Here is a 26,289-nt window from a genome sequence, read left to right on the forward strand (position 1 = left end):
GTGCGGGTATAGCGTGCGATTCATGCCGCAGCTGAGGATTAGTGAAGCGGCGGCAGTGCTCGCCGTCAGTGACGACACCGTGCGTCGCTGGGTGGACTCCGGGGCGCTCAGCGCGCAGCGCGACACCGCCGGACGCATGGTCGTCGATGGGGCGGAGCTGGCCGCCCACGCCACCGCGCACGCCACCACCACCACTGATCCGTCCGGGGTGGGGAGGTCGGCGCGCAACCGCTTCGTCGGGCTGGTGACCCGGGTGGTGGCCGACGAGGTGATGGCTCAGGTGGAGATGCAGTGTGGGCCGCACCGCGTGGTCTCGCTGATGAGCAGCGAGGCGGTGCGCGAGCTCGGCCTGGAGCCCGGCCGGGTGGCCGTCGCGGTGGTCAAGGCGACGACGGTGATCGTGGAGACCCCCGAGGGGCAGCAGTGACGGTGCGCCGGCGGCGGGGTCTGCGCCACGCGGTGCCCGCCGGGCTGGCGGTGCTGGCGGTCTCCGCTGCCACCGGGTGCAGCACCGGCGCCGACGGTCCGGGCACGCTCACCGTCTTCGCCGCGGCCTCCCTGCAGCCGGCCTTCACCCAGCTGGCCGCCGCCTTCGAGCAGGCCCACCCCGGCACCCGGGTCAGCTACAGCTTCGCCGGCTCCTCCGCGCTGGCCACCCAGATCGACCAGGGGGCGCCCGCCGACGTGTTCGCCTCGGCCGACGAGACGACGATGCAGCGAGTGGTCGACGCCGGGCTGGTGACGGGCGCGCCCACCACCTTCGCCACCAACTCGCTGCAGATCGCCGTCGCCCCGGGCAACCCGCGCGGAGTCACCGGGCTGGCCGACCTGGCTCGCCCGGGCACCGCCGTGGTGCTCTGCGCCGTGCAGGTTCCGTGCGGGACCGCCGCCACGAAGGCCGCCGGCGCCGCGGGCGTGCGCCTCGCCCCGGTGAGCGAGGAGTCGTCCGTGACCGACGTGCTGAACAAGGTGGTGGTGGGGGAGGCCGACGCCGGGCTGGTCTACCGCAGCGACGTCACCACCACGGGAGACCGCGCCAGCGGGGTCGACTTCGCCGAGAGCAGCGCGGCGGTCAACCGCTACCCCGCGGCCGTCCTCACCGGCGCCAAGGACCCCGCGCTGGCCGAGGACTTCCTCACCCTGCTCACCAGCGAGCAGGGCCGGACCGTGCTGGCCCAGGCCGGCCTCGCCGCGCCGTGAACGTCCTCCGTCCGGGGCGGACCTTCTCGGGCGTGCCGCGCTGGGTCTTCGTCCCCGCGGTGATCGGCGCGCTGTTCGTGCTGCTGCCACTGGTGAGCATGGTCGCCACGGTGCGCTGGAGCGAGCTGCCGTCCCTGGTCACCTCGCCGTCGGCGCTGGCCGCGCTGGGGCTGAGCCTGCGCACCTCCGCCGCCGCCACCGTGCTCTGCGTGCTGCTGGGCGTGCCAATGGCCCTGGTGCTCGCTCGCGTGCAGCTGCCGGGCCTGCGGGTGCTGCGGGCGCTGGTGCTGCTGCCGCTGGTGCTGCCCCCGGTGGTCGGCGGCATCGCGCTGCTGTACACCTTCGGGCGCAGGGGCCTGCTCGGGCAGCACCTGGACGCGCTGGGACTGCAGATCGCCTTCTCCACCACTGCGGTGGTGCTGGCGCAGACCTTCGTGGCGCTGCCGTTCCTGGTGCTGAGCCTGGAGGGCACCCTGCGCACCGCGGGGCAGCGCTACGAGGCGGCCGCGGCCACCCTGGGCGCGCGTCCGGCGACGGTGCTGCGCCGGGTGACGCTGCCGCTGGTGCTGCCCGGCCTGGTCTCCGGTGCGGTGCTCTCCTTCGCCCGTGCGCTCGGCGAGTTCGGCGCCACCCTCACCTTCGCCGGCAGCCTGGAGGGCGTCACCCGCACCCTGCCGCTGGAGATCTACCTGCAGCGCGAGACCGACGCCGACGCCGCCGTCGCGCTGTCGCTGGTGCTGGTGGTGGTCGCCGTCCTGGTGGTGGTGGCCGCGCGCGGCCGGGCCGGCTCGGGCGCGCTGTGACCGGCGGGCCGGTGCGCACCGGTGCGCTGGCGGTGCGTGCGCAGGTCGCCGCGCGCGGCGTGGAGCTCGAGCTGGAGGTGGGCGCCGGTGAGGTGGTGGCGGTGCTCGGGCCCAACGGCGCAGGCAAGTCCACCCTGCTGTCGGTGGTGGCCGGGCTGCTGCACCCTGACGAGGGGAGGGTGAGCCTGGACGGGCGGGTGCTGCTGGACACCGGCACGGGGACCCGGGTGCCACCGCACCGGCGCGGGGTCGCGCTGCTGGCCCAGGACCCGCTGCTGTTCCCGCACCTGAGCGTGGCCGACAACGTCGCGTTCGGTCCCCGCAGCGCCGGGCAGGGACGCCGCGCGGCCGCCACCGTCGCGGCGCGCTGGTTGGCGGAGGTCGGGGCCACCGAGCTGGCGGGGCGTCGGCCGGCGGCGCTGTCGGGTGGGCAGGCGCAGCGGGTGGCGGTGGCCCGGGCGCTGGCGGCTGAGCCCGCGCTGCTGCTGCTGGACGAGCCGATGGCGGCGCTGGACGTGGGCGCGGCGCCGGCCATGCGCTCGGTGCTGCGCCGGGTGCTGCGCGAGGAGGGCGGACGCAGCGCGCTGCTGGTCACCCACGACGTGCTCGACGCCCTGGTGCTCGCCGACCGGGTGGTGGTGGTCGAGGGCGGTCAGGTGGTGGAGGCCGGTCCGGCGGCACAGGTGCTCAGCCGTCCCCGCAGCTCCTTCGCGGCCCGCATCGCCGGGCTGAACCTGCTGCTGGGCACCGTGACCGAGCGCGGGCTGCGCACCGCCAGCGGCACCGCCCTGGCCGGTGTGCTGGACGAGGACTGCCGCCCGGGGCAGGCCGCGGTGGCCGTGTTCGACCCGCTGGCCGTGGCCGTGCACGTGCAGCCACCCGGTGGCAGCCCGCGCAACGCCGTTCCGGTGCGCGTGACGGCGGTGGAGCCACGGGGTCAGCTGGTGCGGGTGCGCGCGGTGCAGGACGGCGGCGAGGTGCTGCTGGCCGACGTCACCACGGCATCGGTGGCCGAGCTGGACCTGGTGCCCGGGCACCGCGCCTACTTCGTGGTCAAGGCAGCCGAGGTCCGGGTGCACCTGCGCTGATCTGCCCAGGACCGGTCGTGGTGGGTCAGACTGGGACGGTGAGCACCGAACCGAGCGCCAGCGACCCCGAGGCCAGCAAGGACGCCGCCGCCGCCTGGACCTACCTGATGGACATGGACGGCGTGCTGGTGCACGAGGACACCATCGTCCCCGGCGCCGACGTGTTCCTCTCCGAGCTGCAGGCCGCCGGCAACCCGTTCCTGGTGCTCACCAACAACTCCATCCGCACCCCGCGCGACCTGCGCGCCCGGCTGCTGGTCACCGGGCTGGACGTGCCCGAGGAGTCGATCTGGACCTCGGCCCTGGCCACCGCGACGTTCCTGGACTCCCAGCGTCCCGGGGGCAGCGCCTACGTGGTGGGGGAGTCCGGCCTGACCACCGCGCTGCACGACGTCGGCTACGTCCTCACCGACCGCGACCCCGACTACGTGGTGCTGGGCGAGACCCGTACCTACTCCTTCGAGGCCATCACCACCGCCATCCGGCTGGTGGAGCGTGGCGCCCGGTTCATCGCCACCAACCCCGACGCCACCGGCCCCTCGCGGGAGGGCTCGCTGCCCGCCACCGGGGCGGTGGCGGCGCTGATCACCCGTGCCACCGGCCACGAGCCGTACTACGTCGGCAAGCCCAACCCGCTGATGATGCGCAGCGGGTTGCGCAGGCTGGGCGCGCACTCGGCGAACACCCTGATGATCGGCGACCGGATGGACACCGACATCGTCTCCGGCCTGGAGGCGGGGCTGCAGACCATCCTGGTGATGACCGGGATCTCCACCGTCGCCAGCGTGGAGCGCTTCCCCTACCGGCCCACGCTGGTGCTGGACTCCGTGGCGGACCTGGTCGGCCACACCGCCCGCCCCTTCGGCTGAGCGGGGCTCACCTGCGTGGCGCCGCCACTGTGTCTATCGGCGTGGCGCCGCCACTGTGCTCACCTGCGTGGCGCCGCCACGATGTCCTTGCCGAGCGGGGTCAGCGAGATCGGGATCATCTTCAGGTTGGCCACGGCCAGCGGGATGCCGATGATGGTGAGCGCCATCGCGATGGCGCTGAGCACGTGCCCGATGGCGAGCCACCAACCGGCGAAGACGAACCAGATGACGTTGCCGACGGCCGAGCCGACGCCCGCGGTCGGCTTTCGCACCACGTCACTGCCGAAGGGCCACAGCGCGTAGCCGGCGATGCGGAACGAGGCGATGCCGAACGGGATGGTCACGATGAGCACGCAGCAGATCGCTCCCGCCAGGACGTAGCCCAGGGCCAGCCAGATCCCACCGAACACGAGCCAGATGATGTTGAGCAGCAGCCTCATGCCACCAGAGTAGGCGGATGTCCGTTCTTCCCTCCTTCTTCCCCTTTGCCGCACCGTGCTGTACGGTTGGTGCAGCAGCCCACCTAGCGGCTGCCCGAGAGCGCGTCACGCGCCCGGTTCTTGCTCCGCGGGACATCCCCAAGCAGTAGGAAAGTCACAGACCGTCTCCACAAGTGTGTCGAGACGGCCAGCTCGAGAGGAACAACAGTGCCTGAATCAGATCTCGGTCCCTGGGACGACTGACCCAGAACCACCAGCAACCACGAGAACGCCCCGGCCACACGGCCGGGGCGTTCTGCGTCTCCCCGGCAGCCGCCTGTTCGGGCACGATGGCACCAGGCGCCGCCAGCCGCGGCGCGGCGGCAGGGGTGCAGCGGGCAGGGGGATGCCGGTGGAACGGCAGCAGGGGTCAGGTCCAGGGGTGGCGCAGCCAGCAGGAACGGGGGCGCCGTCGTTCGCGCGCGGACCCGACACGCCGGCGCTGCTGAGCACGACCATCGGCGCCAACCTCGCCGACACCGTGCGCAGGCACGGCAGCAGGGACGCCCTGGTGGACGTGCCCACCGGCCGACGGTGGAGCTACGACGAGCTGCACGCGGCGGTGCTGGAGCTGGCCGCCGGGATGCTGCGGGCCGGCGTCGCGGTGGGCGACCGAGTCGGTATCTGGTCGCCCAACCGTCCGGAGTGGACGCTCGTCCAGTACGCCGCCGCCGAGGTCGGCGCGATCCTGGTCAACGTCAACCCCGCCTACCGGGTGCACGAGCTGGAGTACGTCCTCGACCAGGCCGGCATCCGCCTGGTGGTGGCCGCACCGCGCTTCCGCGCCGCCGACTACGCCGCCATGCTCGCTGAGGTGGCCCCACGGTGCGTGGCGCTGGAGCAGGTGGTGCTGCTAGACACCCCCGCGTGGGACTCGCTCGCCGCAGGCGGCCGGGACGACGCGGCCGTGGCAGCGGTGGCGGTGGGACTGCACCCGGACGACCCGATCAACATCCAGTACACCTCCGGCACCACCGGCTTCCCCAAGGGCGCCACGCTCAGCCACCGCAACATCCTCAACAACGGCTACCTGGTGGGCGAGCTCTGCCACTACAGCGAGCGGGACCGGGTCTGCATCCCGGTGCCCTTCTACCACTGCTTCGGGATGGTGATGGGCAACCTGGCCTGCACCAGCCACGGGGCGGCGATGGTGATCCCCGCGGAGGGCTTCGACCCCGCCGCGACCCTCGCCGCGGTGGCCGCGGAGCGGTGCACCAGCCTCTACGGGGTGCCGACGATGTTCATCGCCGAGCTGGCCCTGCCCGACTTCGCCGCGCACGACCTGTCCTCGCTGCGCACCGGCATCATGGCCGGCTCGCCCTGCCCGGCCGAGGTGATGCGCCAGGTGATCGATCGGATGCACATGGCCGAGGTGTCCATCTGCTACGGTATGACCGAGACCTCCCCGGTGTCCACCCAGACCCGCTCCGACGACTCCCTGCAGCGGCGGGTGCAGACGGTGGGGCGGGTGGGCCCGCACCTGCAGGTGCAGGTGGTCGACCCCGCCACCGGCGACGTGCTGCCCCGCGGGGAGACCGGCGAGCTGTGCACCCGCGGCTACAGCGTGATGCTCGGCTACTGGGACGACCCGGCTCGCACGGCCGAGGCGGTGGACGAGCAGGGCTGGATGCACACCGGCGACCTGGCGGTGATGGACGACGACGGCTACCTGCAGATCACCGGCCGCATCAAGGACATGGTGATCCGCGGCGGGGAGAACGTGTACCCGCGCGAGGTGGAGGAGTTCCTGCACACCCACCCCGACATCCGCGACGCCCAGGTGATCGGCGTGCCCGACGAGCGCTACGGCGAGGAGCTGATGGTGTGGGTGCAGCTGCGCACCGGCGCACCCGAGCTCACCGCGGAGAGCGTGCGGGAGTTCTGCAGCGGACACCTGGCCCACTACAAGATCCCCCGCTACGTGCACGTGGTGGAGGAGTTCCCGATGACCGTCACCGGCAAGGTGCGCAAGGTCGAGATGCGCGAGCAGTCCGCCGTGCTGCTGGGGCGCGCCGGCTCGTGAGGGCGGGCCTCAGCGGGTGCGGCGGCCCTCGCGGAAGGCGGAGAACACGCAGAGGAACAGGCCCACCGGCACCAGCATGCCGATCAGGTACAGCGCCAGCGGCGGGTCGACGTCGGCGACCGGCCGGCTCAGGAAGATGGCGAGGACGCCCAGCACCCCCAGCGCGAACAGGACGAGGCCGGTGGTGAACAGGCGGGAGCGGCCGTGGGTGGTGCCGGCGGGGGTGGGAGACACGCGCCCACGGTAGCGCGACCGGTTGATGGTGGTGCCGCCGCGGGCCTGGGCCGGTATCCTGGACCGAACGCGCCCTAGTCGGACAAGGGGCGCGTTCGTCGTGCTAGAGGTGCGACCCAGGAGTTGCGACCGAATGATGGACAGGTGAGCAGGGTGCCAACCGGCAAGGTGAAGTGGTACGACGCGGAGAAGGGCTTCGGCTTTCTCTCCCAGGAGCAGGGCGAGGACGTCTACGTCCGCTCGTCCGCGCTGCCCGAGGGCGTCGAGTCGCTGAAGGCAGGCCAGAAGGTGGAGTTCGGCATGGCCTCGGGTCGGCGCGGACCCCAGGCGCTCAGCCTGAAGATCGTCGAGCCCACGCCGTCGATCAAGCAGCAGGCCCCGGCAGCCTCGGCGAAGCGGCACACGCCGGACGAGCTGCACGGGATGGTCGAGGACATGATCACGATGCTCGAGGCCACCGTGCAGCCCAGCCTGCGCAAGGGGCGCTACCCCGACCGCAAGACGGCGCACCGCATCTCCGAGGTGGTCCGGGCGGTGGCGCGCGAGCTGGACAGCTAGCTCGCCGAGACCGGCGTGGGGTCGGTCCGCACCGACCACGTCGCGCGGGCGATCGGGTTGCCGTCCGCGTCAGTGGCCCCGGACGGCAGCTGGACCTCCACGCCGGTCAGCTGGGCCGACGGGTCGGGCGGGGTCACCGTCACGGCCAGTCGCTCGCCGGGCCGGAAGTACTGCTGGGTGATCTCGTCCGCACCGGCCGGCGTGCGGTAGGTGGTCAGCAGCCGCCAGGGCGCGTCACCGATGTCGGTGGGCAGCGACACCTGCAGCGGGGAGCCCACCCGCACCGGGAGCTCGGCGGTGCTGCCGGTGCGGCACTCGGTGAAGTCCAGCGAGCAGTAGGTGGTGGGGCCGGTGGCCACCGTGTCGCCGTCGGCGAAGAAGGTGATCTCGGGCAGGTGCGGGTCTGACGAGCAGCCTGCGGCCACCACCGCCAGCACTCCTAGCCCTGCCGCGACCAGCCGTCCGTTGCGTGTCAGCACCGCTTGAGGATAGGGGAGCGCTCAGGCCACCGATGCAGCAGTCGGGGTGCGGCTGGGACGGTCGCCACCGAGTCCCGGCAGCAGGGTGCGGCCGTTGCGGGTGAGGGCAGCCTGCGTGGTGCCCAGCGCCAGCAGCACGGAGATGACGGTGAAGCCCACCCAGTAGTTGGGCGGCAGCAGCACGCCGAGCGCGCCGCCGAGCACCCAGGACAGCTGCAGCACGGTCTCCGAGCGACCGAACGCCGAGGCGCGGGCCTCCTCGGGCAGGTCGCGCTGCATGGTGGCGTCCAGGGACACCTTGGCCAGCGCGCTGCCCGTCGCTCCCACCAGGGTGGCCAGCGCGGCGGTGGGCAGGCCGGGGAGCAGCGCAGCCACCACGCACATGGCCAGCGTCGCCGACGCGCACCAGATGATCACCACGTCCGGCTTGCCCAGCGTCATCCGTGCCCCGATGGCGTTGCCGAGGAAGTTGCCCAGCCCGGCGCCGGCGCCCACCGCGCCCAGGGTGGTCGCGTACATCAGCCCGCCCTCGGCGGTGGCCTTGGCCACGAAGGCGATGTACAGGGTGATGAACCCGGTGAGCACCCTGGTGCTGCCGGTGCCCCACAGGCTGGCCAGCACCAGGCTGCTCAGCGGCTGCTTGGCCGCCTTGCCCTGGCGCTTGGGCGAGCGTTCCGCGCGCTCGTCGGCGTGGGTGTAGACGAGCGAGGTGCGCACCTCGCCCTCGGTGACCTCCACCCACTTGGGTATCCGCATGCACAGCCAGGCGCCGACGAGCATGACCGCGGCGCTGAACCACAGGGCTCCGCCCGAGCCGAACACGCTGGCCCAGGCCCCGGCGATGCCGCCCACCACGATGGTGCCGACCAGGCCGAACACGGTGAGCCGCGAGTTGCTCTTGACCAGGCTGATGCCGGGTGGCAGCACCCTGGGCATGACGGAGGACTTGAGCACCCCGAAGGACTTGCTGAACACCAGCACGCCCAGCGCCGCGGGGTAGAGCTGCCAGCTGTTGAAGTTCAGCGCCATGATCACCGCGAGCACGGCGCGGCCGACGAACGAGCCGGCCAGCGCCAGCCGTCGGCCCCGCTGGATGCGGTCCAGCGCCGGGCCGATCAGCGGTGCGATCACCGCGAACGGGGCCACCGTGATGAGCAGGTACAGCGCCACCTTGCCCTTGCTCTCCCCGGTGGCGGCGGCGAAGAACAGGGTGTTGGCCAGCGCGACGGCGATCGCCGCGTCCGAGGCGTAGTTGGCCATGGAGGCGTAGGTCAGCGAGGTGAGCCCGGACTTGTCCGCGCCGTCGGCGCTGGCGGCGCGGTGGAACTGCCGGATGCCGTCGCGGGTGAGCTGCTTGCTGCGCATGGCCGCCACCCGGGTGACGGTGAGCTTGCGTGGCGCCTGGCGGGTGGTGGCGCGGCCGACCGGGCTCTCGAGCTCGCGGGTGGCGACGTCCTCCGGCGCCAGCCGCGGGGTCGGCGGGGCCTGCAGGGGGTAGCGCTCCGTGGGCGGCTCGTCGTGCCCGTTGTGCCCGTCGTCTCCGTGCCCGTGGCCGGGGTGGTGCTCGGGCAGCGGTGCCGGCGGGCGGTAGCCGGTCGGGGCGGGCAGCTCCGTCGCCACGCCGTGCGGCGTCACCTCGCTGGGCGCCAGGTTCCCCGGCGCGGGGTGGGCAGGTGCCGGGAACAGCGGCGCCACGCCCGCGGTGGGTTCCGGCTGCGCGGTGGGTTCCGGCTGTGGGGTGCGGTCGGGGCGGGCCTGTGGGCGGCGGATGCCCATCCGGGCGCGCCGGCGCGGGTTCAGGGGCACGGTGGCGTCGGCCGGCTCGGTGCCGCCGGCAGCGGACTGCTTGCGGCCGGCGCTCCAGCCACGCCGTGCCTGTGCGCCACCACGAGAGGCAGTGTCATCACCATGAGCAGTCACGAGGTTGATTCTGCCGCAACGGCGAACGCCTGGCGCGAGCCCAGGGGGGTGCGCCGCTCAGGGCGCGTCGGCAACTGGGACGAAACGGACTTCGTACGTCGTGGGCCACAGCTTTCCGGTGATCAGGAAGCGATCTCCCACAGCGGCGATGCCGTTCAGCACGTCGGCGCCGGGTGCCTGGGAGCGGTCGAGCAGCCCCGCGGCGTCCACCACGGCGGTCACCGTGCCGGTCGCGGGATCGATCTGCACGATCCGGTCGGTCTGCCAGACGTTGGCCCACACGGCCCCGGCCACGCACTCCAGCTCGTTGAGCTGGGTGAGCGGCGCCCCCTGCAGCCGCACCGACACCGACCCGGTGGGGGCGAAGGTGGTGGGGTCGCGGAAGGTGAGCGTGTCGGTGCCGTCGCTCATCACCAGCACGCCGCCCGGGTGGCCGTCCTGGTGGCACAGGCCCCAGCCTTCCCCGGTGTAGCTGGCCCGGCCCGTCTCGGCCAGCGTCGTGGCGTCCCGGCGCAGGGCCACCCCGTCCTGCCAGGTCAGCTGCCAGACGGTGTCGCCCACCACGGTGAGGCCCTCGCCGAACAGGTCGGCCGGCAGGGCGGCGGAGGCCAGCTCGGTGCCGGTGGCCAGGTCGCTGCGGGTCACCCGGGAGCGGCCGGTGAGCCCGGTCCCCTCGTAGAGCTGGCCGCCGGCCACCTCCAGGCCCTGGGTGAACGCCGACGGGTCGTGCGCCCGGGTGCTGAGCACCTCGACGCGCAGCTGCTCGGGGGCCGGCCCCGCGCCGCCGGCAGCGAGCTGGTCGGGTGCTGAGCCGGCGCACCCGGCCACCGTGAGCAGCAGGCAACACACGGCCACGACGGTGCGCAGCGAGCTGGACATCGCCTCATCATGCCGGTCCGGGATCGGTCGTGCGGAGGAGGTTGAGACGATGCGGCACAATTGGGGTGTGAGCAGCACCAGCACCATCCCTGACCCGAGCTCCGTCGACCAGCAGCACGCGTCGCCGCAGGCGGCCGACGAGCAGCCGGTGCGTGCCGTGCTCGCCGCGGCCGTCGAGCTGGCCAGGGCCGCAGCCGTGGAGCTCGACGAGGGCGAGGTCGGTGCGCACCTGGGGGTGCACGCCGAGCCGGACAGCGAGGGCTGCGCCGCCACCCACCGCTTCGCCGCCGAGCTGAAGGGCTACCGCGGCTGGGAGTGGGCCGTGGTGGTGGCCGCCGCGCCGGACTCCGACCACGTCACCATCAGCGAGATCGTGCTGCTGCCCGGCCCGGACGCCCTGGTCTCCCCGGAGTGGCTGCCGTGGGAGGAGCGCATCCAGGCCGGTGACCTGGGCAGCGGCGACCTGCTGCCCCCGCCGGAGAACGACCCGCGCCTGGTGCCGGGCTACCTCTACAGCGACGACCCCGCGGTGGAGGCGCTGGCCACCGAGGTGGGGCTCGGCCGCCGCCAGGTGATGAGCCTGGAGGGCCGGCTGGACGCGGCGGAGCGCTGGTACGACGGCCCGCACGGTCCCGGCGCCGCCGTGGTCCCGCTGCACTGCGGCACCTGTGGCTACTACCTTCCCGTCGCCGGCTCGCTGGGGGCAGCGTTCGGGGTGTGCGGCAACGAGATGTCCGCCGACGGCCAGGTGGTGCACGCGGAGTTCGGCTGTGGCGCGCACTCCGACACCGTGGTGGTCGACCTCTCGCCCACCCCGGTCTCGGAGGTGGTCTACGACGACTCCGCCCTGGAGCTGGTGGACGTGCCCACCCGCCCCGCCGGTGACAGCCCAGTACCGGACAGCCCAGTGTCGGACAGCCCAGTGCCGGACGCCGCAGCACCCGAGGCCGGGGCTGCCCAGCCGTCCGAGGAGACCACCCCGACGCCGGAGCCTGACTCGGCGTCGCGGGGCGAGTGAGCCCCCGGAGCACTCCGGAACCAGCAGTGTCGGCCGACGACCCGTTCGGTCTGGCTGAGCTGCGGGCCGCGGTGCTGCAGGCCTGGCGCCGCTCACCCACCCGGCTGCGCGAGGACACGGCCACCGAGGCCGACCTGGTGCGCGGGGGGTACCGCGACCGGGTGCTCACCGAGCTGGCGCAGAACGCCGCCGACGCGGCGGCGCGGGCCGGGGTGCCCGGTGAGCTGACCGTCCGCCTCGTCGATGGCGAGCTGCGGGTGGCCAACACCGGACAGCCGCTGGAGCTCTCCGGCGTGCAGGCGCTGGCGGCCCTGCGGGCCTCGGGCAAGACCAGCGGGGTGGGACGCTACGGCGTCGGCTTCACCGCGGTGCTCGCCGTCAGCGAGGAGCCGCGGCTGCTCTCCACCACCGGCTCGGTGGCGTTCTCCGCTGCCCGCACCCGTGCCGAGCTCGGGCTCACCGAGGTGCCGGTGCTCCGCCTGGCCTGGCCGGTGGCCGAGCAGCCGCCCGCCGGCGCCGCCACCGAGGTGGTGCTGCCGCTGCGCGAGGGCGTGGACGGCGCCGCCCTGCTCACCGACTTCCTGCTGCAGGCCCCGCAGCTGCTCCTGGCGCTGCCCGCGCTGCAGCGCATCTCGGTGGACGGTGAGGTGGTGCACCGCACCGAGCGCGAGCTCGGCCCCGGGCTGCGCGAGCTGACCGTCGGCTCGCAGCGCTGGTGGTGCGTCGATGCCGCCGCTCCTGCGGACGGTGCCGTGACCCCCGTGCGGTGGCTGGCCCGGCTGGGCGCGGACGGTGCGGTGGTCGCGCTGGGCGACGACGTGCTGCACGCCCCCACCGCCACCGACGAGGAGCTGTCGCTGCCCGCGATGCTCATCACCGACGTGCCGCTGCAGCCGGACCGGCGGCGGGTGCTGCCCGGCACCTCGCTGGGCCCGGTGGCCGGCACCTACCCGCGGCTGGTGGCCGCGGTGCCGCCGGAGCAGCGCACCCGGCTGGTGCCGCTGCCGGGCTTCCCCCGCAGCGCGGTGGACGCCCAGCTGCGCGAGGAGGTCGTGGCCGCGCTGCGCGACGCCGCGTGGCTGCCCGCCGCGCTGGCCGAGGACGCTGGGCCGGACGGCGCGGCGCAGGAGAGTCCCCGCCGGCTGGTGGCACCCCGGGCCGCCCAGGTGCTCGACGTGGCGGGCCCGGAGCTGACCGCGCTGCTGGCCGACGTGCTGCCCGGGCTGCTCGACGCCGAGCTGTCCGCCGCCGTGCACGCCCCGGCGCTGGTCGCCCTCGGGGTGCCGCGCACCGGGCTGGCGACGCTGGCCGAGGAGCTGTCCACAGTGCACCGCGAGCCAGGGTGGTGGCACCGTCTCTACGCCGCCCTGGAGCCGCTGGTGCTCGACCAGCGCGCCGCCGACGAGCTGGCCGGCCTGCCGGTCCCGCTGGTGGACGGCCGCACCGTGCTGGGCCCGCGCAGCACCATCCTGGCCGAGGTGCCGCTGGCGGTGCCCGGCATCCGGGTGGTGCACCCCGACGCGGCGCACCCGCTGCTGCGCCGCCTCGGCGCCGTGCCCGCCGGACCCGGCGAGCTGCTGGCCGACGAGCTGCTGCAGGAGGTGGTCCGCGAGGCCGACCCGGACGACCCGCTGGCCGCCGCCGAGCTGGCCACCGCGGTGCTGGGTCTGGTGGACGCCGCCGGGGTGAGCCCGGGGGAGCACCGCTGGCTCGGCGAGCTGCTGCTGCCCGACGTCGACGGTGAGCTGCGCCCGGCCGACGAGCTGCTGCTGCCCGACGCACCGCTGGCAGCGGTGCTGGCCGCCGATGCGCCGTTCACCACGGTCGCCCAGCGGGTGGTCGACGAGCACGGGCCCCGGCTGCTGCAGGCAGTGGGCGTGGGTCACGGCTTCGCCGTCCTCGCCGACGACGACCCTGCCGGGCCCGACCACGACCTGGACGACGAGCAGCGCTGGTGGGACGGCTGCGACCCCGAGCCGGCCACCGTGCTCGCCGTGCGCGACCTCGACCTGGTGGACCCCGCACGGTGGGAGCAGGCGCTCACCCTGCTGTGCGCCGAGCCGGAGACGCTGGCCGCGCTGCGCCAGCCCGGCGGCTACACCGCCTGGTGGCTGCGCCGGCACGCCGAGCTCGACGGGGTGCCGCTGGAGTGCTGGCGCCACCACGACGACGCGACCTTCGCTGGTCTGCTGGACCCCGCGCCGCTGCCGGCGCTGCCCGCGGCGGTGCTGGCCGGCGCCGAGGTCACCTCCACCGAGCTGGCCGCGCTGCTGCTGCGGCGCCTGGCCGACTCCTCGCGGCAGCCCAGCGTGGCGGTGGTGGCCGGTGCCCACTCGGCCCTGGCCACGGCAGTGCGCACGGGGGCGGTGGAGCTGGACGAGCTGGACCCGCCGGAGCGGGTGCGCGCGCTCAGCGGCACGGTGGTCGACGGTGCCGGGGCCGCGGTGCTCGACCAGCCCTGGCTGGTGCAGGTGTGCCCGGCGGACACCGTGGTCCTGGGGCCGACCGGCGAGCTCGCCGCGGACCTGGCCGACGTCCTGGACCTGCCGCTGGCCTCCGAGCGCCACGCCGGCCACGTGCGCTCCGCCGGCCAGCCCCGCCCGTGGGCGAGCCTGGCCCCGGCCGTCCTGGCCTGCGCGGCCCTGGCAGTCCCGGTGCCCGAGGGAGTGGTGGTGCTGCACGAACAGCTGCGCGTGCAGGTGGGGGAGCAGACGCACCGGGTGGACTGGTGGGTGGACGACGCGGAGGTGCTGCACGCCCAGGACAGCGGCGTGGTGCACGCGCTGCTGCACTCCCGATGAGCCGCCTGGACGTGCGCGTCGCGGTCCTGCTGGCCCTGCTCGGTGCGGCGGCGGTGGTGGTCCTCAGCGTGCTCACCGGCAGCGGGCTCAGCGACGTGGACAGCCCCGTGCTGCGCTTCGCCCTGGACCACCGCAGCCCCGGCGCCACCACCTTCTTCGACACCGTCACCAAGCTCGGGGGCACCATCGCGGCCACGGTGGTGGTGACCGCGGTGGCCGGGTTCGCGGCGCTGCGGCGCTGGTGGGTGCTGGCTGGGCAGGCGGTGGTCACCGGCTTGGGTGCGGTGGTGCTGGTGGTGGGGCTCAAGCGGTTGTTCGACCGGCAGCGCCCGCCACTGGACACCCGGCTGAACGTGCTGCACTCGCTGTCGTTCCCGTCCGGGCACGCGCTGGGCTCCATGGTGGCGGCCTACCTGGTGGTGGTGCTGGTGGTCACCTGCACCCGCTCCGTGCTGCTGCGCACCGTGGCCGGGATCGGCGCGGCGCTCTACCTGGCGCTCATCGGGGCGTCCCGGCTGTACCTGGCCGTGCACTGGACGACGGACGTGCTGGGCGGGTGGCTCATCGGCGCGGCCTGGGCCACGCTCTGCCTGCTGGTGGCGGGCTGGGTGCGGACGAGCAGGCCCAGTGCAGCGGTGATCGGCGCCGCCGCGAGCGGCGCCCGCCCCTAGGACAGCCCTTGCTGGCTGCCGCGGCTGCCGCTGCGCACCGCCCGGCGCTGCCAGTAGAAGACGCCGTAGCCCAGCACGCCCAGCGCGGCGCCCACCGCGCAGGTGGCGATGACCATGCTGTTGGTGTGTCCGGTGGCGGCACGGACGAGCACCACGACCAGGGCCACCACCCAGGCGGCGGTGCCCACGGCGATCACCGGCCGGGGGTCGGCCAGCCGTCGGGGCAGCGGGGGAGCGGCGGGTGGGTGGTGGGGCACCGGTGCATGTAACCACAGCCTCCCCGGTGTGATCACCGCTACTGTGTGCCCATGACCGAGGAGCGCGACAGCCAGCTCGCCAGCGATCTCCGGTTGTCCGTGCTGCGTCTCAACCGGAGGCTCCGCGCCCAGCGCACCGACTCCCGGGTCAGCCTCACCCACATCTCCGCGTTGTCCACCTTGCACGTGTACGGACCCATGACTCCTGGCGCGCTGGCCGCCAAGGAGCGGGTGCAGCCGCCGTCGATGACCCGGATCATCTCGGTGCTGGAAGACCTCAGCTTCATCGGGCGCAAGCCCCACCCCACCGACGGCCGACAGGTGATCGTCAGCGTGCTCGAGCCCGGTGTGGAGTACCTGCAGGCGGAGATCAACGCGCGGGAGGCCTGGCTGGACAGCCGGCTGTCCGAGCTGACCGGGGCGCAGCGCCGCGTCCTGCGCGAGGCCTCCGACATCATCGAGCAGATGGTCGGCAGCGAGGAGTGAGCTGAGCCGGTCACCGACCGGTGCAGCGCGGACAGGAGGTAGTGGTGGCAGCTAACCCCAGCATCGTGGTGGGCGTCGACGGATCGCCGGCATCAGACCGGGCCGTGCGCTGGGCGGCGGAGGCCGCCCAGCTGCACCACGCCCCGCTGGTGCTGGTCTCGGCGTGGACGGTGTCGATGGCCGCCTACGGCGGGATCGGCATGCCCCAGTGGTTCTTCGACGACCAGGTGGCCGAGGCCCGGCGGAAGCTGGAGGCGGCGGAGCAGCTGGTGCGCTCGGTGGCGGGCGAGCCCGTCAGCCTGGACAAGCAGCTGGTAGCCGGTGCGCCCGCCGAGGCGCTGGTGGAGCTCTCCATCGGCGCCCGGATGGTGGTGGTCGGGGCCCGCGGGCTCGGTGAGCTCACCAGCGGCCTGGTCGGGTCGGTGAGCTCGGCGGTCTCCCACCACGCCGAGTGTCCGGTGGTGATCCTGCACGACACGGACGTGGCGCCCGCAGTCACGGGCGAGGGCGAGGGCGATGGCGAGGGCGAGGGCGCGGTGGTGGTCGGCGTGGACGGCTCCGCGGCGAGCGAGCCGGCCCTGGCCATCGCGTTCGAGGAGGCGTCCCTGCGGGGGGCGGAGCTGGTCGCGGTGCACGCCTGGAGCGACCAGTCGCTGCGCCCGGCCACCCCCGACCGCGGTCTGCCGTGGGAGTCGATCGAGTCGGCGGAGAAGGCTGCGCTGGCGGAGTCGCTGGCCGGGTTCACCGATCGCTACCCGGACGTGGTGGTGCAGCGGGTGGTGGTGCAGGACCGCCCGGTGCGGCACCTGCTCGCCTGCTCGGAGGGTGCGCAGCTGCTGGTGGTGGGCTCGAGGGGCCGCGGGGGCTTCCGGGGGCTGCTGCTGGGCTCCACCAGCACCGCGCTGCTGCACTCCGCGGAGTGCCCGCTGATGATCGTGCGCAACCGCCGCTGAGCTAGAGCGCCCAGGTGTGCACGGCCTGGTCGGCGTGCATCCCCTCGGTGTAGTCGTGCAGCATCTGGGTGAGGGCGCTGCGCCGGTCGGCGCCCTGGCGCTGCAGCTGCGCCACTCGCTCGCGCTGCCACACCGCGCCGTTGCGGCCGGTCACGCAGCGACCCTCGATCACCCCGAGGTAGCGGTCGATGGCGCGCTGGGACAACCCGTAGGCGATGAGACCCTCGTGCGCCAGCGGCAGCAGCTTGCGCAGCACCAGCTCGCTCACGCTCATCCAGCCGGCGTCGGGCCAGTACAGCTTGGCGCCCAGCCCGTCCCTGGCGCCGGCGTGCAGGTTCTCGGTGGCGGCGTCGAAGGACATCTGCGTCCACAGCGGACGCTCGTCGTTGGCCAGCGCCCGCAGCGTGCCGTAGTAGAAGGCGGCGTCGGCCATGGTGTCCAGCACGCTGGGCCCGGCCGGCAGCACCCGGTTCTCGATCCGCAGGTGAGGCTCGCCGTTGACGGTGTCGTACACCGGGCGGTTCCACCGGTACACGGTGCCGTTGTGCATCTTCAGCTCGTGCAGCTCCGGCACCCGCCCGGCAGCGAGCTCGGCCTGCGGGTCCTGCTCGGAGCACACCGGCAGCAGCGCGGGGAAGTAGCGGGCGTTCTCCTCGAACAGGTCGAAGATGGAGGTGATCCAGCGCTCGCCGAACCACACCCGCGGGCGCACCCCCTGGATGCGCAGCTCCGGCGATCGGGTGTCGGTGGCCTGCTCGAACACCGGCACCCGGCTCTCGTGCCACAGCGCCGTCTCGGCCAGGAACGGCGAGTTCGCCGCCAGCGCCACCTGCACGCCGGACAGGCACTGGGCGGCGTTCCAGTGCGCAGCGAAGGCGTCCGGCTCCACCTGCAGGTGCAGCTGCACCGACGTGCACGCCGCCTCGGGCAGGATGGTGTCGGTGCTCACCCGCAGCCGCTCCGGCCGCGCCGCCCCGGGCATGGCCACACCCTCGATGTCCAGCTCGATGTCCTCGCCGCGGGCGGCGAAGATCTGCTCGTTCAGCAGGTCGTAGCGGGGGTTCTTGGACAGCCACTGGCTGTGGAAGTGCTCCTGGCGCAGGGTGGGCAGCATCCCCACCATCACCAGCTGGCTGCCCTGCTCGCGCGCCTTGGCGTCGGCGGCGTTCAGCGACGCCCGCAGGTCCTGCTCCAGGCTCAGCGTCTCGTCCCGTGGGAACGGGCGCGGTGCCACGTTGATCTCGATGTTGAACTGGCCCAGCTCGGTCTGGAAGTCCGGGTCGGCGATGGCGGTGAGCACCTCGGCGTTGGCCATCGCCGGCTGCATGTGCTCGTCCACCAGGTTCAGCTCGACCTCCATGCCCAGCTGCGGCTCGCCGGGCTCGAACGCACCGTCGGCGAGCATGGTGGTGAGCGCGTCCAGGCAGTCCTGCGCCTTGGCGCGGAAGCGTGCGCGGTCCCCGCGGGTGAACTTGCGGTGCGTGACGTCCTCGCCCATCTGTCCTCCCGGATCGCGGTGCCGGAGCGCAACGGTGCCATGCCGGGGTCGCCCGTCGTGCGGCAGGGTGGCAACGGAAAGATGCCCGCGGTGGCTGTGATCATCGAGTGTGACGACCCGTCGGCTCCCGTGTTCGACGACTTCCGTGAGCTCAACTCCTCCGACCGGCGTCCGGACCTGCCCTCGGGCAAGGGGCTGGTCATCGGGGAGGGCGTGCTGGTGGCCCAGCGGCTGCTGGGCTCCCGCTTCCGGCCGCGCGCCCTGCTGGGGGTGCAGCGCCGCCTGGACGAGCTGGCCGACGACCTGGCTGGAGTGGACGTGCCCTTCGTCCTCACCACCGCCGAGGTGATGGCCGAGGTGGTCGGCTTCCACCTCAACCGCGGGGTGCTGATCTCCGCCGACCGCCCGCCCGCGCTCGGGCTGGACGAGGTGCTCGCCGAGGCCCGCACCGTGGCGGTGCTCGAGGGAGTCAACGACCACGAGAACCTCGGCTCGATGTTCCGCAACGCCGCCGGCCTCGGGGTGGACGCGGTGCTCTTCGGCGACCGCTGCGCCGACCCGCTCTACCGCCGCTCCGTGCGGGTGTCCATGGGCCACGTGCTGCGGGTGCCCTTCGCCAGGGTGCCGGACTGGCCCCGGGGGCTGGACGCGCTGCGCCAGCAGGGCTTCCAGCTCATCTCGCTCACCCCGGACCCCACGGCGCTGCCGCTGTCGCAGGCCATGACGGGGGAGAAGGTGGCGGTGCTGCTCGGCGCCGAGGGCCCGGGGCTGACGGAGCACGCCATGCGGGCCACCGACGTGCGGGCGCGCATCCCGATGGCGCCGGGCACCGACTCGCTCAACGTGGCCACCGCCGCAGCGATGGCCTTCTACGAGCGGGTGCGGTGACCGTCGTCCTCCGCGTCGGCGGTGGGGTGGAGGACCCCGCCGGCGAGCTGGCACCCGGGCTGCCCGCCGACCTGGCGGAGTGGGCCGTGGTCAGCCGGGCGCTGGAGGACGCGCGCGGGGAGGCCCGCGGCATCGTGCGTCGGCGCGCCGAGCAGCTGGCCGCCCGGCACGCGGTGGGTGGTGGGCTGGAGCTGGCGGTGGTGGACGGCGACGAGGTGCGGCTGTTCCGACCGCCGGAGCCGAACCCGTGGGGCACCGGCCTCACCGTGGCCGCCTTCGTGGCGGTGGTGGTGGCAGTGGCGCTGGGCGCGATGAGCGCGGGCCTGGCCACCGTCCACCCGCTGCTCGTGGTGGCGGCCAACCTGGTGGTGGTCGGCGGCCTGCTGCCGTCGCTGTGGCTGTTCCGGACGGTGCCGGTGTGGCGCTGGGGTGTGCTGGGCGTGCTGGTCGGTGCGGGCGTCGCCTGGGTGGGGCTGGCGCTGAGCACCCTGTCCTGAGCACCCTGTCCTGAGCAGTCAGGACACCGGCAGCGGGGCGGCCTCGGCGTGGGTACCGCCGTGCGACCCACCGTGGGCGGGGTCCTGGTCGTCGTGGGTGGCGGCCCAGCGGTTGGCCAGCCACCAAGTCAGCGTCACCGCCACGATCCCCACCGCTCCGCAGACCAGCCCGGTGGTCGTCCACGCCACGTTCGAGGGGTCCAGGACGAAGAAGCGCCGGCCCAGCGGCAGCGCGAAGACCAGCACCACCAGTCCGCACATCGCCCCCACCAGCACCGCCTTCCACCAGGCGAACGGCCGGGCCACCAGCACCAGCACCCACAGGCCCACGGTGATCAGCGTGATCAGCGCGGTGGTGGACTGCTGGGTGACCTGCTCGGGGGTGGCGCCCTGGCCCTGGTAGACCAGCAGGTAGGAGACGAAGGTCGCGACGCCGACGACCACGCCCGAGGGCACGGCCAGGCGCATCACCCGGCGGACGAACCCGCTGCGGGCCCGCTCGTGGTTGGGCGCCAGCGACAGCACGAACGCCGGGATGCCGATGGTGAACCAGGCGGCGATGGTGACGTGGCGGGGAATGAAGGGGTAGGGCACCTGGGCCAGTCCGACCAGCAGCGCCAGCAGCACCGAGTAGACGGTCTTGGTGAGGAACAGGTTGGAGACCCGCTCGATGTTGCCGATCACCCGCCGGCCCTCGGCGACCACGTAGGGCAAGGTGGCGAACTTGTTGTCCAGCAGCACGATCTGGGCGACCGAGCGGGCGGCGGAGCTGCCCGAGCCCATCGCCACCCCGATGTCGGCGTCCTTGAGCGCGAGCACGTCGTTGACGCCGTCGCCGGTCATCGCCACGGTGTGCCCGGAGTCCTGCAGCGCCCGCACCAGCGCCCGCTTCTGCGGCGGGTTGACCCGGCCGAAGGTGGTGGTGCGGTCGGCGAGCTCCTGCAGGGCGTGCGGGTCGTCGGTGAGCTCGCGGGCGTCCACCGGTCCGTGGGGGTCGACCAGGCCAAGCGAGGACGCCACCGCACCGACCGAGACGGCGTTGTCGCCGGAGATCACCTTCACGGTGACGTCCTGGGCGTGGAAGAACTCCAGGGTGGCGCGCGCGTCGTCGCGCACCCGCTGCTGCAGCACCACCAGGGCGCAGGGGGTGACCACGCCGGGGGCGTCGGGGGCGTCCACCCGGCGGTCGCTGCGGGCCAGCAGCAGCACGCGCAGGCCCTGGGCGCCCACCTGCTCGGCTTCGGCCGCGGCGGGGCTGTCCGGGTCGAGCAGCACGTCCGGGGCGCCGAGCAGCCAGTGGCCGTCGCTGCAGCGCTCGTCCGGGCCGAAGCTGTTGCCGCTCCACTTGCGGGCCGAGGAGAACGGGGCGAGCGCCTGCACCGTCCAGCCCGGGTCGGTGGGGAAGGCCTCACCGATGGCGGCCAGGCTCAGGTTGGGCCGCGGGTCGGCGTGGAACAGCGCGCCCAGCGCGGCTTCCACGGTGGTCCGGTCCGCGCCGCCGAGCACGCGCAGCTCGGACAGCCGCATGCCCACCTCGGTGAGGGTGCCGGTCTTGTCCGCGCACACCACGTCCACCCGGGCCAGGCCCTCGATGGCGGGCAGCTCCTGCACCAGGCACTGCCGCTGACCCAGCCGCACCACGCCGACGGCGAAGGCGATGGAGGTCATCAGCACCAGTCCCTCGGGCACCATCGGCACCAGGGCCGCCACCATGCCCACCAGGGCGTCCGGCAGGTCCTGGTCACCGCTGAGCTGGTTGTAGATGGTCAGCGCACCGGTGGGGACGAGCAGGTAGGTGATGAACTTGAGGATCTTGTCGATGCCGCTGCGCAGCTCGGACCTGACCAGGGTGAACTTGCTGGCCTCCTCGGCCAGGCGGGCGGCGTAGGCGTCCCGGCCGACCTTGGTGGCCTGGTAGGCGCCGGAGCCGGACACCACGAAGCTGCCGGACATCAGCTCGTCACCGGGGTTCTTGGCCACCGGGTCGGACTCGCCGGTGAGCATCGACTCGTCCACCTCGAGCGCGCCCGCCTCGACGGTGACGCCGTCCACCACGATCTGGTCGCCGGCGGAGACCTCGATGATGTCGTCCAGGACCACCTCGGTGGCGGTCAGCTCGGCGCTGGTGCCGTCGCGGCGCACCCGGGGATGGGCCGCGCCCACGATGGCCAGGCGGTCCAGGGTGCGCTTGGCGCGGATCTCCTGGACGATGCCGACGCTGCTGTTGACGATCAGCAGGAAGCCGAACAGCCCGTCCAGGAAGTGCCCGGTGGACAGGATGATGGCCAGCAGCACCGCGTAGATCGCGTTGATGCGGGTGAAGACGTTGGAGCGGACGATCTGGCCGACGGTGCGACCACCGGTCAGCGGGACGTCGTTGGTCTGCCCGGCGCTGACCCGCTCGGCCACCTGCTCGATGCTGAGCCCCCGGGGCGGGGTGGCTCCGCGGGCCTCAGGGGGCAGCACCGGCCGCTCGGTAGACATGGTTGCAGCCTAGGTCGCCCTCGAGCGGGCATCACGCACCGGCGGTGCTAGCCGCGCTGGCTGCGGACGCCCAGCAGGACGTCCTCCCAGGACGGCACGGCCGCCTTCTGGCGGTCCTTGCGCGACGTGGCGGCCTTGCTCTGCTTGGGGCGCGGGGCGCGCTCGGCCACCGGCGCGGCCGGCGCCTGCTCCTGGGCGGGCTGCTCGGGAGCCTGCTCCACCTCGACGTCCACCTCCACCGTGACCTCGGCGGTCGGGGCGGGGGCGGGGTCGGCGACGGGCTTGACCGCCGGCTCGGCCACGGCCTCGGCGGCCTCGGAGACCGTCGGGATGGTGCGCAGCGGACGCGTGGGGTTCGGGTCGATCAGGTCCGCGGCCGGGTCGTCCAGGGCGACGATGGTGCCACCGTGCGCACCCGGCTGGAAGCGCCAGTGCGCCCGGTTGTCGGAGCGGCCGGTGGTCCAGCGCAGCTGCACCACCCAGCGGGAGTCCTCGCCGCGCCAGGCGTCCCAGGTGGCGTTGGCCAGGTCCTGGCCGCGCTGCTGCATCGCGTCGGCGACGATCTCCACCAGGGTGAGCACGGCGGGGCCGTCCGGGCGCACGGGGTGGCCCTCCTGGGCGACCTCGGCGGCGCGGGAGCGCTCCAGCAGCACGGGGTAGGCGAAGCGCTCGATGCGCGAGACCGGGACGCCGGCGGCGGAGGCGACCTCCTCCAGGGTGGCGCCGGCGCGGATGCGGGTCTGGATGTCGCGGGGGCGCAGCTGGCTCTGGCGGTCGGTGTCCGCCTTGCCCTGCGGGGTCAGCTCACCGCGGGCGGCGGCCCGGAGCTTGTCGTCCACCACCAGGCTGAACTTCTCCTGGCTCTCGGTGTCCTCGCAGACCAGGGACTTTCCGTCGGCCTCTAGACCGATTACTCGAAGTGCGCGCACGTCGGCCTCCTGGAGCCTCTGCAAGGGTTAACGACACGAGTGTAATTCACCCGTGCAGAGGTCCGGGCACCCAACACGCCTCGGGCAGCGAAACCGGTTGTGCTACAGCCGGCTCAGCCGAGCTTGCCGACGACGTGGTCGATGCAGGCGGTCAGCGCCTGCACGTCGTCGGGCTCGATGGCCGGGAACATGCCCACGCGCAGCTGGTTGCGGCCCAGCTTGCGGTACGGCTCGGTGTCCACAACACCGTTGGCGCGCAACACCTTCGCCACGGCGGCTGCGTCGACGTCGTCGCTGAAGTCGATGGTGCCCACCACCAGCGAGCGGTGCGCGGGCTCGGCGACGAACGGGGTGGCGTAGGAGCTGGCCTCGGCCCAGTCGTAGAGCCGCGAGGAGGAGTCGGTGGTGCGCGAGACGCACCAGTCCAGCCCACCGTTGCCGTTCATCCACTCCACCTGCTCGGCCAGCATCAGCAGCGTGGCCACCGCCGGGGTGTTGTAGGTCTGCTCCTTGACGCTGTTGTCTAGCGCGGTGGTGAGCGACAGCGACTCCGGCGACCAGCGGTCGGTGGCGGCGATCTCGGCCACGCGCTCCAGGGCGGCGGGGCTCATCAGGGCCAGCCACAGGCCGCCGTCGGAGGCGAAGGACTTCTGCGGGGCGAAGTAGTAGACGTCGGTGTCGCGGACGTCCACCGGCAGCCCACCGGCACCGGAGGTGGCGTCGATGGCCACCAGCGCACCCTCGGAGCCCGCGGGGCGCTGCACCGGGGTCATCACGCCGGTGGAGGTCTCGTTGTGCGCCCAGCCGATGACGTCGCAGGAGGGGTCGGCCACGGGCTCGGCGGCGGTGCCCGGCTCCGCGTTGACCACCACCGGGTCGCCCAGGAACGGCGCACCCTTGACCACGCTGGCGAACTTGCCGCTGAACTCGCCGTTGACCAGGTTCAGCGTGCGCTCCCGGACCAGGCCGAAGGCCATGGCGTCCCAGAAGGCGGTGGTGCCACCGTTGCCCAGCACCACCTCGTAGCCCTCGGGCAGGGCGAACAGCTCGCGCAGACCGCCACGGACCCGCTTCACCACGTCCTTGACCGGCTTCTGGCGGTGGCTGGTGCCCATCACCGTCCTGCCGGCGGCGACGAGGGCGTCCAGCTGCTCCGGGCGGACCTTGGAGGGACCGCAGCCGAAGCGGCCGTCGGACGGGAGCAGGTCAGCGGGGATGGTGATGGCCGGTGTCGTCATGTGGTCATTCTCGCAGGCTCCCCGAGGGGTGCCCCGCACCGGGCGGGCAGTGCGGCGCCCGCCCGGTGTCGGGTGCTCACGCGTGCGAGATCTCGTTCCAGCCCTCGACGTCCTCGGGACGGCGCGGCGCGGGACCGGCGTAGTAGGCGGCCGGGCGGACCAGCTTGCCCAGGCGCTTCTGCTCCATGATGTGCGCGGCCCAGCCGGCGGTGCGCCCGGCGGTGAACATCGCCGGCATCATGTGCGCGGGTACCTCGGCGAAGTCCAGGATCACGGCGGCCCAGAACTCCACGTTGGTCTCGATGGGCCGGTCCGGACGGCGCTCGCGCAGCTCGGTGAGCGCAGCCTGCTCCAGCGCGGCGGCGGCCTCGTAGCGCGGGGCGTCGAGCTCCTTGGCGGTGCGCCGCAGCACGCGGGCGCGGGGGTCCTCGGCCCGGTAGACCCGGTGGCCGAAGCCCATCAGCTTCTCCTTGCGGTCCAGGATCCCCTTGACCAGGCCGACGGGGTCACCGGTGCGCTCGGTCTCGGCGACCATGGGCAGCACGCGGGCGGGGGCGCCGCCGTGCAGCGGGCCGCTCATCGCGCCGATGGCGCCGGACATGGCCGCGGCCACGTCAGCACCGGTGGAGGCGATCACCCGGGCGGTGAAGGTGGAGGCGTTCATGCCGTGCTCGGCAGCCGACACCCAGTAGGCGTCGATGGCCTTGACGTGCTTGGGGTCCGGGTCGCCGCGCCAGCGCGTCATGAAGCGCTCGGTGACGGTGGAGCACTCGTCGATGACCTTCTGCGGCACGGCCGGCTGGTAGATCCCGCGGGCGGACTGGGCGACGTAGGACAGCGCCATGACCGAGGCCCGGGCGAGGTCGTCGCGCGCGGTGGCCTCGTCGATGTCCAGCAGCGGTGCGTAGCCCCAGATGGGGGCGAGCATGGCCAGCGCGGCCTGCACGTCCACCCGGACGTCACCGGTGTGGATGGGCAGCGGGAACGGCTCCGCCGGCGGCAGGCCGGGGCCGAAGCGACCGTCGACCAGCAGGGCCCACACGTTGCCGAAGGTGACCTTGCCCGCGAGGTCCTCGATGTCCACCCCGCGGTAGCGCAGCGCGCCGCCGTCCTTGTCTGGCTCGGCGATCTGGGTGGTGAAGGCGACGACGCCCTCCAGACCCTCGGAGAAGCCCTCCGGTAGCCCTGAATCTGCCATGTCCGCTGAAGCCTCCTGGTCGTCGCACTGCAATATCTGTCACCACGCGCGTGTCGCGGCGTGGCTCACCCTGCCCTGGTACGAGGTAAGTGTGCAACGTCGGGATCCTGGCACCGTCGGCGCGGTCGGTCCGGCGTACCGTCTGCGCCGTGGAACCGGGTGAGGGGCTCGACGTCGTCCCGGACCTGGCGAGCATGCGGATTGCATACGACACGGAGACGATGCAGGTGCCCGAGCTGGACGAGAAGACCATCGCCGACACCTGGTACGAGCAGCTCGGCCGCTGGTTGGGCGAGGCTGCCGACGCCGGCGTGGTGGAGCCCAACGCGATGGTGCTGGCCACCACCGACTCCGAGGGCCGCCCGTCCAGCCGCACCGTGCTGTGCAAGGGCCTGGACGAGCGCGGCGTGGTCTTCTACACCAACCGCACGTCGGCCAAGGCCCACCAGCTGCGCGAGATGCCCTACGCCAGCGCCACCTTCCCGATGTTCGCGCTGCAGCGGCAGGTGCACGTGCGGGGGATCACCGAGCACGTCTCCGAGGAGGAGACCGCCGCCTACTGGGCCACCCGGCCCCGCGGCTCGCAGCTGGGGGCCTGGGCCTCGGTGCAGTCGGCCGTCGCCGGGTCGCGGCAGGTGCTGGAGGACGCGCTCGCGGAGGTGACGCGGCGCTACGCCGACCACGAGCAGGTCCCGGTGCCCCCGCACTGGGGCGGCATCCGCATCGTCGCTGACCACGTGGAGTTCTGGCAGGGCCAGCGCGACCGGCTGCACGACCGGCTGCAGTTCCGCTTCACCCCCACCACCCGGGAGTGGCTGCTCGAACGTCTGCAGCCTTGA

Annotated in this window: 26 protein-coding genes; 15 read left to right on the forward strand and 11 right to left on the reverse strand. The window is 73.5% G+C overall.

Annotated features, from left to right (window positions below):
• Positions 1-22 precede the first annotated feature (22 nt).
• The 5 genes from ELX43_RS02600 (at position 23) to ELX43_RS02620 (ending at position 3,960) form a co-directional block, all read left to right on the forward strand.
• On the forward strand, positions 23-427 hold the full coding sequence (locus tag ELX43_RS02600) for a TOBE domain-containing protein (RefSeq protein WP_127782006.1): 405 nt from the start codon (positions 23-25) through the stop codon (positions 425-427).
• Positions 424-1,200 (forward strand): molybdate ABC transporter substrate-binding protein, encoded by a 777-nt coding sequence (modA, locus tag ELX43_RS02605; RefSeq protein WP_127782007.1) that lies wholly within the window; start codon positions 424-426, stop codon positions 1,198-1,200. Before ELX43_RS02600 ends, modA begins: the two co-directional genes overlap by 4 nt.
• Entirely contained in the window at positions 1,197-2,003 is an 807-nt protein-coding gene (locus ELX43_RS02610) for an ABC transporter permease (protein WP_127782008.1), read from the forward strand. Before modA ends, ELX43_RS02610 begins: the two co-directional genes overlap by 4 nt.
• 11 nt (positions 2,004-2,014) lie before the next feature.
• Entirely contained in the window at positions 2,015-3,091 is a 1,077-nt protein-coding gene (locus tag ELX43_RS02615; protein ID WP_206518084.1) for an ATP-binding cassette domain-containing protein, read from the forward strand.
• Positions 3,092-3,198: 107 nt separating this feature from the next.
• Complete coding sequence (locus ELX43_RS02620; protein ID WP_127784616.1) at positions 3,199-3,960, forward strand: HAD-IIA family hydrolase; 762 nt, start codon at positions 3,199-3,201, stop codon at positions 3,958-3,960.
• Positions 3,961-4,019: 59 nt separating this feature from the next.
• Here the strand turns inward: ELX43_RS02620 and ELX43_RS02625 are convergent, their stop codons facing one another.
• Entirely contained in the window at positions 4,020-4,400 is a 381-nt protein-coding gene (locus ELX43_RS02625) for a YccF domain-containing protein (protein WP_127782009.1), read from the reverse strand.
• Between the two features lie 385 nt (positions 4,401-4,785).
• Here ELX43_RS02625 and ELX43_RS02630 point away from each other — a divergent pair, with 385 nt between their 5' ends.
• Complete coding sequence (locus ELX43_RS02630; protein WP_127782010.1) at positions 4,786-6,462, forward strand: AMP-binding protein; 1,677 nt, start codon at positions 4,786-4,788, stop codon at positions 6,460-6,462.
• A 9-nt stretch (positions 6,463-6,471) separates the two neighbouring features.
• Here ELX43_RS02630 and ELX43_RS02635 read toward each other — a convergent pair whose 3' ends face one another.
• Positions 6,472-6,696 carry a hypothetical protein gene (locus ELX43_RS02635; RefSeq protein WP_241249678.1) on the reverse strand — a complete coding sequence of 75 codons (225 nt, stop codon included), beginning with the start codon at positions 6,694-6,696 and terminating at the stop codon, positions 6,472-6,474.
• Between the two features lie 153 nt (positions 6,697-6,849).
• On the opposite strand from ELX43_RS02635, the gene ELX43_RS02640 reads away from it, so the two are divergent.
• The gene (locus tag ELX43_RS02640) at positions 6,850-7,254 is read left to right on the forward strand and encodes a cold-shock protein (RefSeq protein WP_127784618.1); all 405 of its coding nucleotides are present in this window, start codon (positions 6,850-6,852) and stop codon (positions 7,252-7,254) included.
• On the opposite strand, the gene ELX43_RS02645 is transcribed toward ELX43_RS02640, so the two are convergent.
• The 3 genes from ELX43_RS02645 to ELX43_RS02655 are packed head-to-tail and all read right to left on the reverse strand — an operon-like array spanning position 7,251 to position 10,532.
• Positions 7,251-7,733, reverse strand: coding sequence for a DUF2771 domain-containing protein (locus ELX43_RS02645; RefSeq protein WP_127782011.1), 483 nt, complete (start codon positions 7,731-7,733; stop codon positions 7,251-7,253). The genes ELX43_RS02640 and ELX43_RS02645 overlap by 4 nt on opposite strands.
• Before the next feature lie 21 nt (positions 7,734-7,754).
• Positions 7,755-9,653 carry an MFS transporter gene (locus tag ELX43_RS02650; RefSeq protein ID WP_241249679.1) on the reverse strand — a complete coding sequence of 633 codons (1,899 nt, stop codon included), beginning with the start codon at positions 9,651-9,653 and terminating at the stop codon, positions 7,755-7,757.
• A 57-nt stretch (positions 9,654-9,710) separates the two neighbouring features.
• Positions 9,711-10,532, reverse strand: a complete 822-nt coding sequence (locus tag ELX43_RS02655; protein WP_206518085.1) for a glutaminyl-peptide cyclotransferase — start codon at positions 10,530-10,532, stop codon at positions 9,711-9,713.
• A 67-nt stretch (positions 10,533-10,599) separates the two neighbouring features.
• On the opposite strand from ELX43_RS02655, the gene ELX43_RS02660 reads away from it, so the two are divergent.
• Genes ELX43_RS02660 through ELX43_RS02670 form a run of 3 tightly spaced genes read left to right on the forward strand, consistent with a single transcriptional unit; the run spans position 10,600 to position 15,022 of the window.
• Complete coding sequence (locus ELX43_RS02660; RefSeq protein WP_241249681.1) at positions 10,600-11,550, forward strand: DUF3027 domain-containing protein; 951 nt, start codon at positions 10,600-10,602, stop codon at positions 11,548-11,550.
• A 26-nt stretch (positions 11,551-11,576) separates the two neighbouring features.
• Positions 11,577-14,351 carry an ATP-binding protein gene (locus tag ELX43_RS02665; protein ID WP_241249683.1) on the forward strand — a complete coding sequence of 925 codons (2,775 nt, stop codon included), beginning with the start codon at positions 11,577-11,579 and terminating at the stop codon, positions 14,349-14,351.
• A complete protein-coding gene (locus tag ELX43_RS02670; protein ID WP_127782013.1) occupies positions 14,348-15,022 on the forward strand; it encodes a phosphatase PAP2 family protein in 675 nt (224 codons plus the stop codon). Before ELX43_RS02665 ends, ELX43_RS02670 begins: the two co-directional genes overlap by 4 nt.
• Here the strand turns inward: ELX43_RS02670 and ELX43_RS02675 are convergent.
• Entirely contained in the window at positions 15,019-15,279 is a 261-nt protein-coding gene (locus ELX43_RS02675) for a DUF2530 domain-containing protein (RefSeq protein ID WP_127782014.1), read from the reverse strand. The genes ELX43_RS02670 and ELX43_RS02675 overlap by 4 nt on opposite strands.
• Before the next feature lie 51 nt (positions 15,280-15,330).
• Between ELX43_RS02675 and ELX43_RS02680 the strand changes: the two genes are divergently transcribed.
• Positions 15,331-15,765, forward strand: coding sequence for a MarR family transcriptional regulator (locus ELX43_RS02680; RefSeq protein ID WP_127782015.1), 435 nt, complete (start codon positions 15,331-15,333; stop codon positions 15,763-15,765).
• A 44-nt stretch (positions 15,766-15,809) separates the two neighbouring features.
• Entirely contained in the window at positions 15,810-16,718 is a 909-nt protein-coding gene (locus tag ELX43_RS02685; protein WP_127782016.1) for a universal stress protein, read from the forward strand.
• Position 16,719: 1 nt separating this feature from the next.
• On the opposite strand, the gene ELX43_RS02690 is transcribed toward ELX43_RS02685, so the two are convergent.
• Positions 16,720-18,216: a glutamate--cysteine ligase gene (locus tag ELX43_RS02690; protein WP_127782017.1), complete on the reverse strand. Its 1,497-nt coding sequence runs from the start codon at positions 18,214-18,216 to the stop codon at positions 16,720-16,722.
• 90 nt (positions 18,217-18,306) lie between these two features.
• Between ELX43_RS02690 and ELX43_RS02695 the strand changes: the two genes are divergently transcribed.
• Both ELX43_RS02695 and ELX43_RS18265 read left to right on the forward strand, forming a co-directional pair.
• Positions 18,307-19,104, forward strand: coding sequence for an RNA methyltransferase (locus ELX43_RS02695; RefSeq protein ID WP_127784622.1), 798 nt, complete (start codon positions 18,307-18,309; stop codon positions 19,102-19,104).
• Positions 19,101-19,601 (forward strand): DUF2537 domain-containing protein, encoded by a 501-nt coding sequence (locus ELX43_RS18265; protein WP_346773862.1) that lies wholly within the window; start codon positions 19,101-19,103, stop codon positions 19,599-19,601. The genes ELX43_RS02695 and ELX43_RS18265 overlap by 4 nt, the downstream gene beginning before the upstream one ends.
• A gap of 18 nt (positions 19,602-19,619) precedes the next feature.
• Here the strand turns inward: ELX43_RS18265 and ELX43_RS02705 are convergent, their stop codons facing one another.
• The 4 genes from ELX43_RS02705 to ELX43_RS02720 form a co-directional block, all read right to left on the reverse strand.
• Positions 19,620-22,085 carry an HAD-IC family P-type ATPase gene (locus tag ELX43_RS02705; protein WP_127782018.1) on the reverse strand — a complete coding sequence of 822 codons (2,466 nt, stop codon included), beginning with the start codon at positions 22,083-22,085 and terminating at the stop codon, positions 19,620-19,622.
• Positions 22,086-22,132: 47 nt separating this feature from the next.
• On the reverse strand, positions 22,133-23,014 hold the full coding sequence (gene sepH, locus ELX43_RS02710; RefSeq protein WP_127782019.1) for a septation protein SepH: 882 nt from the start codon (positions 23,012-23,014) through the stop codon (positions 22,133-22,135).
• A gap of 113 nt (positions 23,015-23,127) precedes the next feature.
• Positions 23,128-24,252, reverse strand: a complete 1,125-nt coding sequence (gene serC / locus ELX43_RS02715; RefSeq protein WP_127782020.1) for a phosphoserine transaminase — start codon at positions 24,250-24,252, stop codon at positions 23,128-23,130.
• Between the two features lie 76 nt (positions 24,253-24,328).
• Complete coding sequence (locus ELX43_RS02720) at positions 24,329-25,450, reverse strand: citrate synthase 2 (protein WP_127782021.1); 1,122 nt, start codon at positions 25,448-25,450, stop codon at positions 24,329-24,331.
• 194 nt (positions 25,451-25,644) lie between these two features.
• Here ELX43_RS02720 and pdxH point away from each other — a divergent pair, with 194 nt between their 5' ends.
• Entirely contained in the window at positions 25,645-26,289 is a 645-nt protein-coding gene (pdxH, locus tag ELX43_RS02725) for a pyridoxamine 5'-phosphate oxidase (protein WP_127784624.1), read from the forward strand.

Origin of the sequence: Rhodococcus sp. X156 (assembly GCF_004006015.1) — a bacterium.
Classification (GTDB): domain Bacteria; phylum Actinomycetota; class Actinomycetes; order Mycobacteriales; family Mycobacteriaceae; genus X156.